Annotated in this window: 16 protein-coding genes; 2 read left to right on the top strand and 14 right to left on the bottom strand. The window is 71.3% G+C overall.

From position 1 onward, the window contains the following. Positions 1–5: 5 nt before the first annotated feature. The 5 genes from A3IC_RS60225 to A3IC_RS0144960 all read right to left on the bottom strand — a co-directional run bounded on the left by A3IC_RS60225 (position 6) and on the right by A3IC_RS0144960 (position 5,455). On the bottom strand, positions 6–1,613 hold the full coding sequence (locus A3IC_RS60225; RefSeq protein WP_158696351.1) for a glycoside hydrolase family 18 protein: 1,608 nt from the start codon (positions 1,611–1,613) through the stop codon (positions 6–8). Positions 1,614–1,905: 292 nt separating this feature from the next. Next, positions 1,906–2,511, bottom strand: a complete 606-nt coding sequence (locus A3IC_RS0144975; protein WP_020556624.1) for a response regulator transcription factor — start codon at positions 2,509–2,511, stop codon at positions 1,906–1,908. A 10-nt stretch (positions 2,512–2,521) separates the two neighbouring features. Next, positions 2,522–3,730, bottom strand: a complete 1,209-nt coding sequence (locus A3IC_RS60220) for a sensor histidine kinase (RefSeq protein ID WP_020556623.1) — start codon at positions 3,728–3,730, stop codon at positions 2,522–2,524. Positions 3,731–3,779: 49 nt separating this feature from the next. Next, a complete protein-coding gene (locus A3IC_RS0144965) occupies positions 3,780–4,508 on the bottom strand; it encodes an ABC transporter permease (protein ID WP_026219468.1) in 729 nt (242 codons plus the stop codon). Then, on the bottom strand, positions 4,505–5,455 hold the full coding sequence (locus tag A3IC_RS0144960) for an ABC transporter ATP-binding protein (protein ID WP_020556621.1): 951 nt from the start codon (positions 5,453–5,455) through the stop codon (positions 4,505–4,507). Before A3IC_RS0144960 ends, A3IC_RS0144965 begins: the two co-directional genes overlap by 4 nt. 120 nt (positions 5,456–5,575) lie before the next feature. Between A3IC_RS0144960 and A3IC_RS63485 the strand changes: the two genes are divergently transcribed. Beyond that, positions 5,576–6,295 carry a hypothetical protein gene (locus tag A3IC_RS63485; RefSeq protein ID WP_158696350.1) on the top strand — a complete coding sequence of 240 codons (720 nt, stop codon included), beginning with the start codon at positions 5,576–5,578 and terminating at the stop codon, positions 6,293–6,295. A gap of 75 nt (positions 6,296–6,370) precedes the next feature. Here A3IC_RS63485 and A3IC_RS63480 read toward each other — a convergent pair whose 3' ends face one another. The 5 genes from A3IC_RS63480 to A3IC_RS0144930 all read right to left on the bottom strand — a co-directional run bounded on the left by A3IC_RS63480 (position 6,371) and on the right by A3IC_RS0144930 (position 11,918). Beyond that, complete coding sequence (locus tag A3IC_RS63480; protein ID WP_158696349.1) at positions 6,371–8,896, bottom strand: VanW family protein; 2,526 nt, start codon at positions 8,894–8,896, stop codon at positions 6,371–6,373. A 682-nt stretch (positions 8,897–9,578) separates the two neighbouring features. Next, complete coding sequence (locus A3IC_RS60205; protein ID WP_040878340.1) at positions 9,579–9,971, bottom strand: DUF6113 family protein; 393 nt, start codon at positions 9,969–9,971, stop codon at positions 9,579–9,581. Between the two features lie 10 nt (positions 9,972–9,981). Beyond that, positions 9,982–10,884 (bottom strand): N-acetyl-1-D-myo-inositol-2-amino-2-deoxy-alpha-D-glucopyranoside deacetylase, encoded by a 903-nt coding sequence (gene mshB / locus A3IC_RS0144940; protein ID WP_020556617.1) that lies wholly within the window; start codon positions 10,882–10,884, stop codon positions 9,982–9,984. Positions 10,885–10,943: 59 nt separating this feature from the next. Then, complete coding sequence (locus A3IC_RS0144935) at positions 10,944–11,564, bottom strand: class I SAM-dependent methyltransferase (protein ID WP_020556616.1); 621 nt, start codon at positions 11,562–11,564, stop codon at positions 10,944–10,946. Between the two features lie 153 nt (positions 11,565–11,717). Next, positions 11,718–11,918, bottom strand: a complete 201-nt coding sequence (locus tag A3IC_RS0144930; RefSeq protein WP_020556615.1) for a hypothetical protein — start codon at positions 11,916–11,918, stop codon at positions 11,718–11,720. A 206-nt stretch (positions 11,919–12,124) separates the two neighbouring features. Between A3IC_RS0144930 and A3IC_RS0144925 the strand changes: the two genes are divergently transcribed. Continuing rightward, a complete protein-coding gene (locus A3IC_RS0144925; protein ID WP_020556614.1) occupies positions 12,125–14,257 on the top strand; it encodes a S9 family peptidase in 2,133 nt (710 codons plus the stop codon). 122 nt (positions 14,258–14,379) lie between these two features. Here A3IC_RS0144925 and A3IC_RS0144920 read toward each other — a convergent pair whose 3' ends face one another. Genes A3IC_RS0144920 through A3IC_RS0144905 form a run of 4 tightly spaced genes read right to left on the bottom strand, consistent with a single transcriptional unit; the run spans position 14,380 to position 18,447 of the window. Further along, a complete protein-coding gene (locus A3IC_RS0144920; protein ID WP_020556613.1) occupies positions 14,380–15,462 on the bottom strand; it encodes an ABC transporter ATP-binding protein in 1,083 nt (360 codons plus the stop codon). Continuing rightward, positions 15,455–16,498, bottom strand: coding sequence for an ABC transporter ATP-binding protein (locus A3IC_RS0144915; protein WP_020556612.1), 1,044 nt, complete (start codon positions 16,496–16,498; stop codon positions 15,455–15,457). The genes A3IC_RS0144920 and A3IC_RS0144915 overlap by 8 nt, the downstream gene beginning before the upstream one ends. A 16-nt stretch (positions 16,499–16,514) precedes the next feature. Beyond that, entirely contained in the window at positions 16,515–17,525 is a 1,011-nt protein-coding gene (locus tag A3IC_RS0144910) for an ABC transporter permease (RefSeq protein WP_020556611.1), read from the bottom strand. Continuing rightward, positions 17,518–18,447, bottom strand: a complete 930-nt coding sequence (locus A3IC_RS0144905) for an ABC transporter permease (protein ID WP_020556610.1) — start codon at positions 18,445–18,447, stop codon at positions 17,518–17,520. Before A3IC_RS0144905 ends, A3IC_RS0144910 begins: the two co-directional genes overlap by 8 nt. Between the last annotated feature and the right edge of the window lie 81 nt (positions 18,448–18,528).

Raw genomic sequence — 18,528 nt, 5'->3', positions numbered from 1 at the left:
GGGACTCAGCCGCTCAGGATGCGCAGGAACGCGTCGGCGTCCTGGGCGATCCCGCTGCACGTGGGGTCGGCGCCCGCCTCGGCGCCGGCGCCGTCGGGACACGGCCGGTCCCGCGCGACGGACCACCACGCGACCCGACCCAGGTGCACCGTCCGGGCGAACTCGGCGAACCTGCGCGCGTCGTCGAGAGTGAACACCTCGCCCGCGACGTCGTTGCGGCCGATCATCACCGTCACGGACACCCGCCGCCAGGCCTGCTCCTCGGACAGGTGCGGCCACACCTCGCGGATCTGCCCCTGCACGGCGTGCGCGGCGTCGCTCGCGAACTGGCCCATCCGGCCCTGTGGTCGCGGGGCCACCGCGGCGCCGTAGTTCAGCGCCTTGACGTTGACGTAGGAAACCTCGACCCGCTGCGCGACGGCGTCCCGAAGCAGCGCCTTGGCCTCCTCGCCCAATCCCTGGAGCGGGTCCACCGGCAGCGAGTACCCGATGTCCACGGCCCGGCCGGCCACCCGGGCACCCTCCTGGAGCAGGTACAGCGCCGCGTTGCGCCGCTGGACCACGTCGGGACGCACCAGCGAGCGGCCCTCGATGTCCAAGTCCATCCCGGTCGCCCCAGTCGCGGTCAAAACCTGCCGGTAGACGGCCGCCAGTTCCTCGGGCGTGCCGCAGGACGCGGCGAGATCGGTGCCGCCGGCGCCGCCGAAGGCGACCCGGATCGTCCCGCCGGCGTCACGCAGCGCGGCGATCCGGCCGGTGATCGCCGGGTCGTCGAGTCGGGTCACCCCGCCCCACATCGGCCGGCAGCCGCCACCGTCCACGACGTAGGCCAGTGTGCGCTCGCGCACCCCGCCGGCCGAGCCCGCCCGGGTGGGGTCGAGCGGACCGGCGAGCGTCATGTCCAGGTAGGGCGCGATGTGTTCGACCGTGCCCGAGCGCGGCGCGGAGCCGCCGCCGGACCCGCTCGCGGTCGGGGCCGGCGAGGTGGTCACCGGGGCGCCGACCCGGCCGGTGCCGGCGGGGGTGGGCGTGGCGGTGTGCCGGTCGGTGCCGTCGCGCGGACCGGTCGGCGGCACCGGCCCGGCCGTGGCCGAGCGGTCACCGGACGCGTTCGGGGCGGGCACGTTGCACGGCTTGTCGTTGATCGTGCACGCGATCGGTCCGTCGGAGCGGGCCGGTTCGCTCGCGGTCGGCGCGCCGGCGCCGTCCCGGCGCACCTCGAAGCCGACCACGATGCTCTCGCCCGGCCGCAGCGCCTTGTTCCAATTCTCGTTGCGCACCGTGTACTTGCCCTCAGCCGGCGCCAGGCGGCCGTTCCACACGTTCGCGATCCGGGTGCCCGACGGCAGGTCGAAGCGCAGCGTCCAGCCCTTGACCGTGTCGGAGCCCAGATTGCGCAGGACGTACTGGCCGCTGTATCCGGTGGGCCACGAGCCGGTGCGGACGTAGTCGGCGCTGAGCACGTGGTCGTGCCCGGGCGAGTCCCCGGACAGGGCCACGACCAGCGCGGCGGGCAACGCGGCGAGCGCGGCACTGGCGGCGGCCCAGCGGATCCGCTCCCGACGGGGACGACCGGCACCCGGCTCGGGACCGCTTGCCCGGTGCGACCCCATGCCCATTTCCTCCGACATCCTCTCCGGCGGCACTCGGGCCGCCGGGCACGAGGACTCTACCGGCCTTCGGCCGCGTGTCCCATCGGCCCGGTCCGGGCGACCGAAGCGAAGATCCTTCGTCTCGGCACTGGAGATACGGGTATCGAACGCCGGCTACGAGCCGTGGATTCCCGGGCATGGCGTGGCACGCCAACCCGGCCGGCGGGCCGGCGCGTCCCCACCGCGCTTCGGCATGGTCACCCTGGGAATCGGGCGGCATCGGGGGTCCGGGCGTCGCGGCGCGAGCCGCCGCTCACAACCAGCCGTTCTCGTGCGCGATGCGCACCGCGTCCGCCCGGTTGCGGGCGTGCGTCTTGCCGATGCACGAGGACAGGTGGTTGCGCACGGTGCCCTCGGACAGGTGCAGCCGCGAAGCGATCTCGGACACCGTCGAGCCGTCGGCCGCCGCCCGCAACACGTCGCGCTCGCGCTCGGTCAGCGGATCGGCGCCCACCGAGAGCGCGGTCGCCGCGAGCGTGGGGTCGATCACCCGCTCACCGCGCAGCACCCGCCGGACGGCGTCGGCCAGTTGGGCCGCGGGCGCGTCCTTGACCAGGAACGCGTCCGCGCCCAGCTCCATCGCCCGACGCAGATAGCCGGGCCGGCCGAACGTGGTCAGCATGACGATCCGGCACCCGGGTACGGCCCGGCGCAGCTCGGCGGCGGCGGCGAGGCCGTCCTGGCCGGGCATCTCGATGTCCAGCAGCGCCACGTCGGCGCCGCTGGTGCGAATCGCCTCCAGCACCTCGTCCCCGCGCGCGACCTGGGCGACGACACGAATGTCCTCCTCCAGGCCGAGCAACGCGGCCAGCGCCTCGCGCACCATGGCCTGGTCCTCGGCGAGCAGCACGTTGATCACGGCCCGAACGTTAGCGGTTCACCCCGGGATCGATCTGCCCCACCTCGTCCTTACCGGGAAGCACCGGGACCGAAGCGGTCAATATGAACCCGCGGCCCCCGTCGGGAGCACCCACTCGAATGTCGCCGCCGGCCGACGCGAACCGCTCGCGCAGCCCGGTCAACCCGTTTCCCTCGCACCGCGCCGCACCGCGCCCGTCGTCCGCGATGTCCAGGCTCCACACCTGTCCCGTGCCCAGCGTGACCGTGCAGCGCCGCGCGCCGCTGTGTCGCATCGTGTTGGTGACCGCCTCGCGCAGCGCCCACGCGAGCACCGCCTCGGCCTCCGGATCGGGGCACACCGGCCACTGTTCGGGCACCAGGGCAAGCTCGATGCCCACCGCCCGGGAGGCGATCCGGGCGCCCGCCAGTTCGACCGCGAAGGTCGGGCGCCGATAGCCGCCGACCGCCTCGCGTACGTCCACGAGCGCCTGCCGGCTGACCCGCTCGATGTCCGCGACCTGTTCCGCCGCGCGCTCGACGTGCCCGGGCAGGAATCGGCCGGCGAGTTCGCTCTTGAGCGTGATCAGCGACAACGAGTGGCCGAGCACGTCGTGCAGGTCGCGGGCCATCCGCAGGCGCTCCTCGTTCGCGGAGAGCTGGGCCACGATCTCCCGGGCCTCGCGCAGCTCGGCCAGCGTCTCCAGGAGTCGGCGCACCCCGATCATCAGCCCGCCGGTGAGCACCGTGACGAACGCGAGCACCAGGATGTCGTTCCCGGCCGCGTCCAGCAGCGTGCCCAGGGCCAGCCCGGTCAGCACGCAGCCCAGGATCGCCCACATCGACTGCGGGAAGCGCAGCCCGGACCCCAGCGACACCGACACGTAGACCATCAGACCCAGCCACGCGTCGTCGAAGGCCAGGATCAGCCCGACCGAGGTAGCCCACAGCAGCAGACAGGTCAGTCGCAGGGTGCGATCGGTGTCCAGCACCCGGCGCAGTGCGCCCTCCACCCGGCCGAACAGGCCGAACCAGCCGATCCCACCGAACACCAGCGAGACGTAGCAGATCACCACCACCAGCAGCCCGAACGAGCCCAGTGCCAGCCGCGCCGGGCCGTAGCCCCCGGTCGCCAGGTCGTGCACGACCGGAGTGAGGAAGAACAGCCACAACAACGACCACGACATCCGGATCGCCCGCCCTCGCGCGCTGTCCTGCCGCGTCGGGTCCGACCAGTTCATGCCGTGTGCTCCTCCGTGGACGGGATCCGGTGCCGCGAGCCTTCCCGGCTCAGGCCGCGACCTTTTGTTCGTCGCGACGGTAGCGCCACGCCGCCAACGCGGTGAACGCGACCAGATACAGCGCCAGGATCGCGATGTCCGACATCCGGGGATGCCGGCCGGCCAGCACCTCCCACCCGAGTTGGCCGAACCGGTAGGTCGGCATCACATGCCCGATGTCCTGGAGCAGTCGCGGGAACCCGGTCAACGGGACCCACATCCCGCCGAGCACCGCCATGCCCAGGTAGACCAGCATGAACACCGGCTGGGCGGAGTCGGGCGCGACCAGATAGCCCAGCCCGATCCCCAGTACCGCGAACACGAACGAGCCGAACCACAGCGCGATCACGAGCACGCCCCACTGCCACGGGTCCAGCCGCACCCCGCGCAGGAAACCGGTGAACAGCACCAGCACGATCGCGGGCAGGCCGACCACCGCCGCCGACGCGAGCTTGGAGATCACGTACTGCCGCCCGGTCAGCGTGGTCAGCCGGAGCTGGCGGGTCCAGCCGCTCTGCCGCTCCGCCGCGATCCGCTGCACGCCCGCGCTGAGCGTCGCGCCGACCGCGCCGAACGAGGCCATCGACACCATGACGTAGGCGGCGACGTCCGTGCCGTCGACATCACCCGACTGGCTGCCGAAGATCAGGTACATCGCGACCGGGTAGGCGAGCGTGAAGATCAGGTACCGGCGGTTGCGCAGCATCCGCAGGATCTCCAGCCTCATCAGGGTCCTCATGACGCGATCTCCATGCCTTCCGCCTCGTCCGCCTGCTGGGTGATCGCCAGGAACGCCTGCTCCAGGCCGAGTCCGGCCACTTCCAGGCCGCGCGGCCGAAGGCCCGCGGCGTAGATCGCGGCGACCGTCTCGTCGGCGTCGTCGCTGCGTATGCGCACGGTGTTGCCGCCGAGTTCGAGCTGTACGACGCCGGGCAGCGCGCGCAGGGTGGGCTCGTACCGCTCGACCGTCTCGGTCAGGTCGAAGGCGATCCGGCGCAGTCCGGCGCGGGCCTTGATCTGCGCGGCGCTCGCGTCGGCGAGCAGTCTGCCGCGGTGCAGCACGAGCACCCGGTCGGCGACGTTGTCCGCCTCTTCCAGGTAGTGCGTCGCGAACAGCACGGTGCGGCCCAACTCGGCCTGCTCGCGCATGCTCCCCCAGAACCGCTGCTGGCTGTCCACGTCCATGCCGGTGGTGGGTTCGTCCAGGACGATCAGGTCCACCTCGCCGGCGATGGCGACCGCGAAGCGCACCCGCTGGGCCTGCCCGCCGGAGAGCTTGGCGACGTTCTTGCCGACCAGGTCCTCGATGCCCGCCCGACGCAGCACCTGCGCCTGCGGCAACGGGCGCGGGTGCAGGTCGCGGGCCAGCTTGACCATCTCGCCGACGGTCACGTCCGGCATCAGGCCGCCGCTCTGCAACATCGCGCCGACCCGGCCCAGGCGGATCGCGTCGCGCGGGTCGCCGCCGAACAGCGCGACGGTGCCCTCGGTGGGCCGGCTCAGGCCCAGCAGCAGGTCCAGCGTGGTGGACTTGCCGGCACCGTTGGGGCCCAGCAGTGCGACCGTCTCGCCCTGGCGCAGCTCCAGATCGAGCCCGTCCACGGCACGCAGGTCGCCGAAGCTCTTGCGCACCCCGCTGAGCGCGACGGCCGGCGCGGTCGTCTGTTTTCCAGCCGTGATCGTCATGGATCCACAGTGGCGGCGCGCGCGCAACCGGCGAAGTGGGAAACCTCCTGATCGCGCCATGACAGATGTCATGGATGTCATGGGCGTGTCATGGATGTCATGGGCGCCTACCGTGGGCGCATGGTGCGACTGACCGACTCCCAGACCGGCAAGTCCGAGCCCGTGATCACCTCGATCGGCAGACGGGTGCGCGTCGCGTATCCGAGCCGCTCGTTGCGCGCGGCGATCCTCGCCGACACCTTCCGCCGCGTCGCGGGTCGGCATCGACTGACCGTGACCATCCATCAGCTGCCGTACCGCGCCCAGGTGGCGAACGCGGCGGGCTACGGACGGTACAACATGCCGGTGCCCACCACCGGGCAGCCGGACGGCGCGATCGACCTGTACATCGGCGAGAGCGGCGATCAGGGCCCGAGGGCCCGGGTGCACGTGCTGCATCCGGCGGCGCTGATCGAGGCGGCCCCGCGGCGCCCGGTCCCGCACCCCGAGGACCCCCTCGCGCTGCGTCTGCTCCTGCTCTCACTGGCCGCGGACGAGCCGCTGCGGGCGGACCCGAAGGGCTATCACGGTGCCGGCGAGGCCGAGCGCACGCTCGCCGAACTGCGTGCCCGGACGGCGCAGTGCGCCGAGTCCCCGTCCCGGGCGCTGCCGAGCGAGGCGGTGGAGCCGATCCACGCCGCGCTCGACGACGGCCTGGACACCCGCACCGCGCTTCGGCTGATGGTCGAGCTGGCCCGCGATCAGGGACTGGCGCCCGGCGCCCGGTTCGAGGCGCTGGCCCACCTGGACCGCTTCCTGGCCCTGGACCTGTCCCGTGACGTGGGCCGCCCCACGGACTGACCCGCCCCCGGGCCGGGCCCGAACGCACGACGCCGGACGGGCATGGCGCCCGTCCGGCGTTCGAGCGAGTGCGCCCTAGTCGTCCGAGACGCGCATCGGCATCGCGCCCGGCGGTGGTGAGTCCGCCGTGCGTCCCTGCCCCTCGCCCTCCGCGCCGCCGGTGCGATCACAGGTGATCTTGTCCGCCGGGTCGTACTTGGTGTGGAACTTCTCCCGCGCGGTCTCCTTGCCGCCCTGGATGAACACCCGCGTCACGTCGATCTTGAACCCGTCGGAGGCGGCCTGCTCCACGCAGCCGGCCGACTTGTCCACCACCGACTTGGGCTTGACCACGTCGTACTTGCTGCCCGGCTCGGCCTTGATGTCGTCGAACCGGCGCGTGCCGAGCAGGGTCACGGTCACCGTGGAATCGGTGTACTTGGACTCCAGAAAGACGTTCTTCCCGGAGTCGTTCTGGAACTTCAGGTCCAGCGAGGGCCAGGCCACGGTGGCCTCGCGGCCGGGCGGGTAGCGGTCGATCCAGAAGCTGTGCGGGCGGTGCATGACGTCCTTGAGCCCGGCGAAGAACACCGCGTTGAAGGTTGTCGTGGCCACCTGCGACACGCCGCCGCCGAAGTCGGTCTGGAAGCGCCCGTTGTTGATGATCGTGCCCTTGGCGAAGCCGTTCTCGGCGGTGCGCTCGCCGACCGTCTTGTTCAGGCTCCAGGTGTCGCCGGGCTTGATCACCGAGCCGTTGATCAGATCGGCGGCCCGGTGGATGTTGGTCAACCGGTATGCGGCGTACGGGTAGTTCGTCGTGTACGTCGACATCACCTCGGTGATGCCGAGCTTGTTCGCCGCCTCGGTGGTCAGTTCCGGCTCGATCGGGCCGAGGTTGACCTTCGCGGTGCGCGCCGAGCCGGTCTTGGCCAGCACCGTCAGCAGCGCGTCCGCCGCGGTCGCGCCGGAGACGCCCTTGCCCGCCACGGACGGTACGACGGACACCTTGGCGCCGGCCGCCAATTTGCCCTCGACCTTGAACGACGCGTTCTTCGGCTTGTCGCCGACCGAGGAGAAGGTCTGGCCCAGTTCGTCCTGCAGGCCGTTCACGTCGATCTTGGGCTGTAGCCTGCCGCTGCCGTCCGCGACCATGGTGAGGTACTTCGAAAGCACGGCCGGGGTCAGCTTGAGGCTCTTGTTGCCGGCCGTCAGGGTGACCGGTCCGGACATCGCGGGCACCGCGAACTCGCGCATCGCGCGGTCCACTTCGGCCTGCGTGACCTTGGGGTCGGCGGTTTTGGTGGGCAGTTCGACCGGACCGTTGCCGCGCAGGAAGGCCGCCTGGACCAACTTGACCGCGGCGGGGGTGTCCAACACCTTGCCCTTGTTCGGCGCGACCGCGGCGGCCTGACCACCCGCGAACGAGATGCCGCCGTCCGATTGCGCGCCGCCGGCCTCGGCGGCCAGCGCCTCCAGCTCGGCCCCCAGCTTGACCGGGTCCACTACCGTACGCGGCGCCGTCTCCCGGGTCTTGCCGAGCATCGCCGGCACCGAGGTGAGCGGGTTCATCCCGCCCTTCGACGCCTCGCTGACCGTCGCCCGGGCGTCGAGCAGCAGTCCGGCCACGGCCGGGTCGAGTTGGAGCTGCTTGCCCGCCAGGGTGAGTCGGATCGGCTTCGTGGTGCGGTCGCCGAGCTTTTGCTCGAGCGTACGAACGGCCTCGTCCCGGGACTGGCCGCCGATGTTGACGCCGAGCACGGACGTGCCGCGCGGCACCCCGCCGCCGGCATAGGCCAGCGACGCGCCGTACACCCCGCCCAGCACCGCGAGCCCGGCCGCGCACGCGATCAGCGCCTTCGGCTTGCGCCGCCGCGGTCGGGCGGGCGCGGGCCGCGGATCGTCGGCGTGGTCCTCGGTGTCGTCGGGGTGCGCCGCGCCGGTCTCCGCCGCGTGCGCGTCCGTCGTGCCGTACTGCGGGAACCCGTGGTCGGCGGCGTCCTGTTCCTGCCGCGTCTGGTACTCGTACGGCCCGTCGGCCTCGCCGTCGCGCGTCCAGCGGGGCGGGTCCTGCGAGGGCAGCGGGGCCTGGCCGCGCAGCACCACCGGCGGGATCGGCCGGGACCCGGGGATCTTGATGCTGACCCGGGTGGTCATGGTCTGGTCACCGGACTCGGCGTCCGACTCGGCGACCGCCTCCTCGGTGGGCGGCGCCGGCACCGGGCCGGCCTCGGGCGTGCCGAAGCCGGCGATCAGCCGACGCCGACCCACCCGGGTCGGCAGTCCGCCGCTCTCCGCGGGTGGCTGGCCCGGCACCGGATCGACCGGCCCGGTCGGGTGGCCGAACGGCTCTCCCCCGGTCGTCGGCCCGTAGCCGGCGTCGTCCAGGCCCGCACCGGGCACCCCCGCGCCGCGCTCGCCCGAGTGCGCGGCGGGCGCGACGGAGTGCGGTTGCCCGTGCGGCGGTTGCCGGTGGGCCGGCGGCTGCCCGGACTGCGCCGGTACGAAGGCCGACGGCGGCGCGTCCGAGAACGGCACCGGACCGGGCGCGCCCGTACCGTCGGCCGTCAGACTCCGGGCTCCCGAGGCGCCGGGAACGCGCTGCGGCAACCCGTTGGGCCCCACCGGCGGGGCCTCCTGTCGAGGCGGTTCCGCGACGGGTGACACATCGTCGTCCGCGCTGGGCCACGACGAGCCACCCGGCGGCCCCGCGACGGGCGCGGGTCGGGGCGGTTCGTCGTCGAACCACGACGCGAACTCGTCGTCGTCCCCGAACGGATCGGGGGATGGATGCGGAGACGACGCGGGCGCGGCGGATCGCTCACGGGCAGCGGGCGCAGCCGGCGACGGGCGGCCGACCCGTCCGAAGAACGGATGCGGATCACCGCCGACATCGTCGCGGCGCGGCTGCGCGCCCGGGTCGTCGGGCGTGGGGGGCTGGTCGTTACTCACGAAGAACGAGCTCTCCGACAGCTGAAGGTTGCGTGGCGGCGCACGGCCGCCCCCGCCCGGGGTCGGACGGTATCCAGGAAAGTGCGACGACGGTGCGTTGACACACGCCGTGTGCGGGTCGTGACACCGCCTCCGAGGGTTTTCCTGCTCCCCATCGAAAGCGAGTGGACGAACTCGGCCACCGAGGTTGCCCGGTACGACGGGCTAGAGGAGTCGGTCGCGACGGCCCCATGGACAGGACATGACACGCACCGCACCTCGGCAACCACAATACTGCGCTCCTGCCACACCGTTACCCCACACTGTCGCCTGCCTCGGAGCACGCGCCGTCGGCAAGCATGGCGGGGCAAGGGACTCACCTCGTACGCGTCTTCACCGATTCACCCGAAAGAAGGACGGGTTTGATGCCGCCCCAAGGGTAGGTGGCCGCGGCGACACCGAAGATCGTGCCGCCGAGCAGGAAGATGTAGGACAGGAACCCGCTGACGAAGATCCAGTCGCCCTCGGGCTTGGTCCAACTCGCCAGCCACAGCACGGTCAGCATCCAGCCGGCCACCGGTACGGCGGCGCCCGCCTTCGTCTTGAGCAACGAACCGCCCGCGACGAACAGGCCGCCACTGCCCGCGAGCGCGACGATCAGCCCCGCGGGCGGGTAGGCGGCCTGGGTGAACGCCCCGATGAAGGCGATCACCACGCCGAGCAGGAACAGCACGACATATGCCGCGATGCGGCCGGCTTTGTCTGGCACGAGGGCTACCTTACGGGCGCAGTCCGGCGAACAGGTCGTCCTCGCGGCCGTCCGGGCCGGTGGGCCCGAGTTCGCCGCGGATCAGTCGATAGTGCTCGACCGACATGATGCTCTGGCCGATGTTGTTGGACAGCGCGAAGAAGCCGTCCTCCACCGAGACCTGGGTGGGATATGCCCGCAGCGCGTCGAACTTCGCGCCCACGTAGTCGCCCGCGTCCACGGCGGTGGTGACCTGGTCGTCGTCCACCGCGAACGGCAACTCGTCCACCTCGACCACGGTGAACGGCACCTCCTGGCCCGCCTCGATCATCCGCTCGATGCCGGCCTTGAGAACCGACCGGGGCATCACGTTGTAGTAGATCTTCGCGATCGTCCAGGACTCGCCCTCGCCCTCGGCGTAGGTGGGGTCGGCCGCCGACTCGGCGGCGCGCAGCGCCACCCGGTGCGCCTGGATGTGGTCCGGGTGGCCGTAGCCGCCGCGCTCGTCGTAGGTGGCGAGCACCTGCGGGCGCACCTCGCGGATCACCCGCACCAGGTGCGCGGCGGCCTCGTCGACATCGGCCTGCCAGAAGCAGTCGGGCCGCTCGTTGCTCGGCACGCCCATCATCCCGGAGTCGCGGTAGCGGCCCGGGCCGCCCAGAAAGCGCTGGTCCGAGATGCCGAGCACCTTCATCGAGTCGGCGATCTCGGTCATCCGGTGCGGCCCGAGCGCATCCTCGCGATCGGCCGCCAGGTGGGCCAGCTCGGGGACCAGGATCTCGCCCTCCTCGCCGAGCGTGCAGGTGACGAGCGTGACGTGCACACCCTCGGCCGCGTAGCGCGCCATCGACGCGCCGTTGTTGATCACTTCGTCGTCCGGGTGGGCGTGGACGAGCAACAGGCGCAGCGGGCTCTCGGCAGTGCGTTCGGTCATGTTCGACAGCCTACGCAGCCGATCCGGGTGGCCTGCGCGCCGACCCCGCACTCGCGGACTCAGCCGGCCGGCCTCGCGTGCACGGCCACCAGGTAGTCGCCGCCGTCGATCCAGGGCTCACGCGCCCAGCCGGCGTACCGGGTGCGGCGGGTCAGGCCGGCCGCCGCGCACGCGGCGTCGTACTGTTCGACGTCGATCGTGGCCCCCACCCCGCCGGGACCGCCCGCGAGGCTGAACCCGGCGACCAGGATCCCGCCCGGCTTCAGCATCCTGGCCAGCGTGCGCACGACCTCGGCCTCGCTGCCCGGCGTCAGGAAGATCATCACGTTGCCGGCGGCCACCACCAGGTCGAAGCTGCCGCGCCCGCCCAGCGGCAGCGGGTCCAGGTCGGCGAGGTCGTCGAGCACCCAGGTCAGTCCGGGCGCCGCGGCCTCGGCCTCGGCCAGCATCGAGGAGTCCAGGTCGACGCCGACCACCTCGTGACCCTGCCGGGCCAGCTCGATCGCCACCCGTCCCGTCCCGCAGCCCGCGTCCAGCACGCGCGCGGGCTCGGACAGCAGCGCGTCGCAGAACCGCGCCTCGCCGTGCATGTCCCGCCCTTCGGCGGCGAGTCGGCGAAACCGCTCGGCGTACTCGGGCCCGCGGGTGCCACCGGTATTGGCCAGCCATCGATTGGTCATGGCAGACGAGCCTACAAAGCCCACCCGCCAACCGGGTCGGGAGCGACCCCCGGACCCCACGCCGACGGAACCGCTCAGACCTGGATGTCGCTCGGCGCACCCGCACCGCACCACCCCGGGAGCGCCCCCCGAACCCACGCCAACCGAACCCGCTCAGAAATGAATGTCGTTCAGCACACCGGCGAAGCTCGTGCCCGCGTCGCGGATCGAGGGGGCCATCGACGTCGTCGACAGATAGAAGCCGAGCATCGTGCAGATGATCGCGTGGAAGGGCCTGAGCGCGGACTTCCGGACGAAGAAGACGACGGTGACACCGAGCAGCAGCACGGCGGAGACGGACACCACCACGGTCACGCACCTCCTGTGCGCAGGGGGTCCGAGGCTTGCTCGGGGAAGCCGGCCACCGGACCCAAAGGGACATGTCTATACACAGACTGTAAGCCGGCGATCACGAACAGCGTTCACTCGTTCAGCGGGCGCGAGGTGGTCTTCGTACTGGCGTCCGCACTCTCCCTCGGTCTCCCCTTCCCTCGACGCCCCCGCCACGTACGCTGTGGCGCATGAGCTCGGAGATCACATTTCCCCGGCAATACGCCCGCACGCAGCGCTTCACCCAAGGCGCTCCGCGCAGCTTCGGCATCGCCGACGGCCGGATCACTTTCCTGCGGTCCAAGGCCGCCGACGACCCCACCACGTGCCTGTGGACGCTCGATCCCGAGACCGGCGTCGAGCGCCTGGTGGCCGATCCCGCGGTGCTGCTCGGCGGCGCGGCCGAGGACCTCTCCGCCGAGGAGCGGGCCCGGCGCGAACGCAGTCGCGAGGGGGCGGCCGGCATCGTCGGTTACGCGCTCGACAGCGCGGGCGATCTGGCGGCTTTCACCCTTTCGGGCCGGCTGTTCGCCGTGTCCCTCGCCGACGGGGAGGCCCCGCGCGAGCTGGCCGTGCCCGGCCCGGTGATCGATCCGCGTCCCTCCCCGACCGGCACGCACATCGCCTACGCGGCGGCCGGCGCACTGCGGGTGGTCGCCGCCGACGGCTCCGGGGACACCGCGCTCGCCGAGCCCGACGGCGACGAAGTCGTCTGGGGCCTGGCCGAGTTCATCGCCGCCGAGGAGATGTCCCGCTACCGGGGCTACTGGTGGGCGCCCGACGGCTCCGCGCTGATCGTCGCGCGCGTGGACGACGCGCCGGTGGACCGCTGGTGGATCAGCGACCCGGCCAACCCGGCCAGTGCGCCCACCCGGGTCGCCTATCCCGCGGCCGGCACCCCCAATGCCGAGGTCACCGCGTGGCTGATCGGCCTCGACGGCTCCCGTACCGAGCTGACCTGGGATCGCGCGGCGTACCCCTACCTGGCGAGCGTGCACTGGTCGGCCGGCGGCGACCCGCTGCTGAGCGTGCAGCCGCGCGACCAGAAGCACCTGCTCACCCTCGCCGTCGACATCGCCGCCGGAACCACCCGCGAGCTGCACGACGAGAGCGACGACGTGTGGATCGACCTGGTCCCGGGCGTGCCCGCGTGGACACCGGACGGCCGGCTGGTCCGGCTGGTCGACGCCGACGGCGCCCGCCGCGTGGTGGTCGCGGACAAGGAGCTGACCGACCGGCGCCTGTTCGTGCGCTCGATCCTGGACGTCGCCGACGAGGACGTGCTGATCACCGCGTCGGCGGGCACCGATGCGAGCGACCCCGAGATCGGCGAGATCCACGTGTACCGGGTCGCCGCCGACGGGGTAACCCGGGTCAGTGCCGAACCCGGCGTGCACAACGCGGTGCGCTCCGGCGACACCACGGTGCTGCTGTCCTCCTCGCTCGACCGCTTCGGCGCCCGGGTCACCGTGCACCGCGCCGGTGCCGAGCTCGCCGAGATCACCTCGCACGCGGCCACTCCCGTGCTCACCGCGCGGGTCGAGCTGCTCCGCGCCGGTGCCCGCGACATCCCGTGCGCCCTGCTGCTGCCGACCGGGTTCGACCCCGCCTCCGGCGAACGGCTGCCGATCCTGCTGGACCCGTACGGCGGCCCGCACGGCCCGCGTGTGCTCGCCGCGCGCAACCCGCACCTGACCTCGCAGTGGTTCGCCGACCAGGGCTTCGCGGTGCTGGTCGCGGACGGCCGGGGCACGCCCGGGCACTCCCCCGAGTGGGAGAAGTCGGTCCACCTCGACCTCGGCTCGGTCACCCTCCAGGACCAGGTGGACGCGCTGGCGGCGGTCGCCGCCGAGCGGCCCTGGCTGGACACCACGCGGGTGGGCATCCGGGGCTGGTCCTACGGCGGCTACCTGTCGGCGCTGGCCGTGCTGCGCCGCCCGGACGTCTTCCACGCGGCGGTCGCCGGCGCCCCGGTCACCGCCTGGGAGCTGTACGACACGCACTACACCGAGCGCTACCTCGGCCTGCCGGCCGAGCAGCCGGACGCCTACCGTCGGAACTCGCTGGTCGTCGGCGCCGGGCCGGGCGAGCAGGCGCCGACCCACCGGCCGCTGATGCTGGTGCACGGTCTCGCCGACGACAACGTGGTCGCGGCGCACACGCTGCGCCTGAGCAGCAGCCTGCTCGCGGCGGGCTACCCGCACGAGGTGCTACCGCTGTCCGGTGTCACCCACATGACGCCGCAGGAGCAGGTCGCGGAGAATCTCCTGCTCCTTCAGGTCGACTTCCTGCGCCGCGCATTGGCGCGCCCGGCGACCGGCTGACCCACCGGCAGCCGACACCCGGCCCGCCCGGCGTCGAGCGAGCCGGCCCGCACGAGCCGCCACATGCCACAGCGCCCGCCGTTCCCGATCGGGAACGGCGGGCGCTGTCGGTCGGACATGAATCAGGCCGCGCCGACTATGTCCTTCTCCTCGGCGAAGTGGCACGCGCTGTCGTGCGCGCCCAGGCCGGAGAGGCCCTTGCGGATCTCCAGCAGCGGCTCCTGCTCGGCGCAGATGTCCTGCGCCTTCCAGCACCGGGTGCGGAATCGGCAGCCCGAGGGCGGGTTCGCCGGCGACGGCACGTCACCGGTGAGGATGATCCGCTCGCGGTGCTCACGGCCGTCCGGGTCCGGCACCGGCACCGCGGACAGCAGCGCCTGGGTGTACGGGTGCGTCGGGTGGTCGTAGATCTGCGCGTCCGTGCCGATCTCGGCGATCCGCCCGAGGTACATCACCGCGACGCGGTCCGAGATGTGCCGCACCACGGAGAGGTCGTGCGCGATGAACAGGTACGACAGACCCAGTTCGTTCTGCAGCTTCTCCAGCAGGTTGACCACCTGGGCCTGCACCGACACGTCCAGTGCGGAGACCGGCTCGTCCGCGATGATGATCTCCGGGTTCAGCGCGAGGCCCCGGGCGATCCCGATGCGCTGGCGCTGACCGCCGGAGAACTGGTGCGGATACCGGTTGATGTGCTCCGGGTTCAGGCCGACCAGTTCGAGCAGTTCCTGCACACGCCGCTTGCGGTCGCCCCTGGGCGCGACCTCCGGGTGGATGTCGTACGGCTCGCCGATGATGTCGGCGACCGTCATCCGCGGGTTCAGCGAGGTGTACGGGTCCTGGAAGACCATCTGGATGTTGCGACGCACGGCCTTGAGCGCGCGACCGGACAACTTGGCCAGGTCGTCGCCCTTGTACAGCACGCTGCCCGCGGTGATCGACTCCAGGTTCATCAGCAACCGGGCGACCGTGGACTTGCCGCAACCCGACTCGCCGACGAGGCCGAGGGTCTCGCCCTTCATCAGGTCGAAGGTGACGCCGTCGACGGCCTTGACGGCACCGATCTTCTTCTGGAAGAGGATGCCCTGGGTGATCGGGAAGTGCTTGACCAGCCCCCGCACCTGAAGGATCGGCTCGCCCTGCGCCACCGGCTTGACGATCTTGCGCGGATCGGCGCTGGTCGCGCCGTTCGGGGACTCAGCCACGGACTTCTCCCTCCATCACGGTCTCCCAGAAGTGGCATGCGCTGCCACGCCCGACCGAGATCTCGTGCAGCGGCGGAATCTCGCTGCGACACACGTCCTGCGCATACGGGCAGCGTGGGTTGAACGCGCAGCCGGACGGGATGCGCATCAGGTTCGGCGGCAGACCCTTGATCGCGTACAGCTCGCGACCCTTGTGGTCCAGCCGCGGGATCGACTCGAGCAGACCCTTGGTGTACGGGTGGGTCGGCTGCCGGTACAGCTCGCGCACCGGCGCCTGCTCGACGATCCGGCCCGCGTACATGACCGCGATCTTGTCCGCGACGTCGGCGACCACGCCGAGGTCGTGGGTGATCAGGATCAGACCCATGTTGCGCTCGCGCTGGAGTTCCGCGAGCAGATCCATCACCTGCGCCTGCACGGTCACGTCGAGCGCCGTGGTCGGCTCGTCCGCGATGATCAGCTCGGGGTCCAGCGCGAGCGCCATCGCGATCATGATGCGCTGGCGCATGCCGCCGGAGAACTGGTGCGGGTAGTCGTTCACCCGGTCCTTGGCGGCCGGGATGCGCACCTGGTCCATCAGCTCGATGGACTTGAGCTTGGCGTCCTTCTTGGACATCCCACGGTGCACGGTGAACATCTCGGCGAGCTGGAAGCCGACCGAGTACACCGGGTTGAGCGCGGAGAGCGCGTCCTGGAAGATCATCGAGATCTTCTGGCCGCGGATCTTCCGGCGCTCCTCCTTGGACATCTTGAGCATGTCCTTGCCGTGGAAGCGGATCTCGCCACCGGTGATGTGCCCCGGCGGCATGTCCAGGATGCCCATGATCGTCTGCGCGGTCACCGACTTGCCGGACCCGGACTCGCCGAGCACCGCGAGCGTCTCGCCGGCGCTGACGTCGTACGAGACACCGTTGATCGCCTTGGCCACGCCGTCGCGGGTGCGGAACTCGACGTGGAGGTTGTCCACTTCGAGCAGCGGCGCGGCGGCGGCCGGGCCCGAGCCCTCGGGCTTGTTCTTCGTGTCGATCGTCGTCACTTGTCTGTCCCCTCCCTCAGCGGAGCTTCGGGTCGAGGGCGTCGCGCACCGCGTCGCCGAGCAGGATGAAGCTGAACACCGTGACCGAGAGGAAGATCGACGGGAAGATCAGCTGATACGGCGAGTCGCGCAGCGCGGTGGTCGCGGAGCTGATGTCCGCGCCCCACGAGATCTCGGTGGGCGGCAGCCCGATGCCCAGGAAGGACAGCGTCGCCTCGGTGGCGATGAAGGTGCCGAGCGAGATGGTCGCGACCACGATCACCGGGGCGATCGCGTTGGGCAGCACGTGCCGACCCAGGATGCGCGGGGTGCCGGCGCCGAGTGCCCTGGCGGCCACCACGTAGTCGGACTTCTTCACCGTGATCACCGAGCCGCGCATGATGCGCGCGATCTGCATCCAACCGAAGACGCCGAGCGCGGCCACCACGGTCCACACGGTGCGGTCCTTGACCGAGCTCATGAACACCAGCGCCGCCAGCAGCAGCGGGATACCGAAGAAGATGTCCGTGATGCGGGCCAGGATGGTGTCCAGCCAGCCGCCGAAGTAGCCGGAAAGCGCACCGATGAGGCCACCGATGACCACGATCAGCGCGGTCGTGGCCACGCCGACGATGATCGAGGCACGGGCGCCGTAGACGGTGCGCGCGTACACGTCGCAACCCTGGACGTTGGTACCGAACCAGTGGTCGCCGGACGGGTCCTGGTTGGTGTCCAGGATCGGACAGTGCCGCGGGTCGATGTTCGTGAACACGCCCGGGAAGATCGCCATGAACACCAGGAAGAGCAGCAGCACGCCCGACACGTAGAAGCTCGGGCTGTTGCGCAGCTCGCGCCACGCCTCGGCCCAGGCTCCGCGAGGCTTGTCCTGCGGTCCCCGCGCATCCGGCGCGGAGTACGCGCCGCGCTTCTCCAGCGTCGTACCCTCTTCGTCCGCGAGCAGCATGCCGGGAAGCTCGATGGCGGATTGGGGCTGCTCGTCGCTGCGGGTCGGCAGCTGTTCGCGCTGCTGCTTGTTCATGTCAGGCATACCGGATCCTCGGGTCCAGGACGGCGTACAGCAGGTCGACGATCAGGTTCATGACCAGGTAGATCATCACCAACGCCGCCACCGCGCCGACCACTGTCGAGCTCTCGTGCTTGGTGACCGCGAGGTAGATCAGGCGGCCGACACCGTCGACGTTGAAGATGCCCTCGGTCACGATCGCGCCGGCCATCAAGGCGCCGAGATCCGCACCGAGGAACGTCACCACGGGGATGAGCGAGTTGCGCAGGAGGTGGCGGGTGACCACCCGGCGGCGCGGAAGACCCTTGGCGGTCGCGGTCCGGACGTAGTCGGCGCGCATGTTTTCCGCGACGCTGGTCCGGGTGAGTCGGGCGACGAAGGCCAAGGAAAGTGAGCCGAGCACGATGCCCGGCAGCAGGAGCTGACTCCAGGTCGCGTCGCCCACGGTGGCGGTGGCCTCGAAGATGCCCCACTCCGAACCCAGCCAGAACTGGGCGACGGTGCCGAGCACGAAGACCGGGATCGAGATGACCACCAGCGTGCCGGCGAGTACGAGCGTGTCGACGAACTTGCCGCGGCGCAGGCCGGACAGCAGGCCCAAGCCGACGCCGACGACGACCTCGATCGCAAACGCGATCATCGCGAGCCGGATCGACACCGGGAAGGCTCGCTTGAGTTCGTCGGCGACGGGACGGCCGTTGAAGCTCGTCCCGAAATCACCATGGAGCAGGTCGGTGATGTAGTACCAGTACTGCACGATCAGCGGGTCGTTCAGGTGGAACTCTTCCCGCATCTGGCGCACGAAGACAGGGTCGGCACCCTTGTCGCCGAACATGGCCGAGATGGGGTCGCCACCCAGCTGATACACCATGTAATAGATCAAGAACGTGGTCCCGATGAACACCGGGATCATCTGGAGCAGTCGCCGTACGACATATCGCCCCATACCAGCCTCCTGCTGTCGTCGTCGGCCCGAGGCGGGGGATCGGACCAGTGGCCGGCGTCATGGATCGCACGACGCCGGCCC

This window comes from Embleya scabrispora DSM 41855, from assembly GCF_000372745.1.
GTDB classification, from domain to species: domain Bacteria; phylum Actinomycetota; class Actinomycetes; order Streptomycetales; family Streptomycetaceae; genus Embleya; species Embleya scabrispora.
This window is presented reverse-complemented; position numbering and strand designations above follow the sequence as displayed.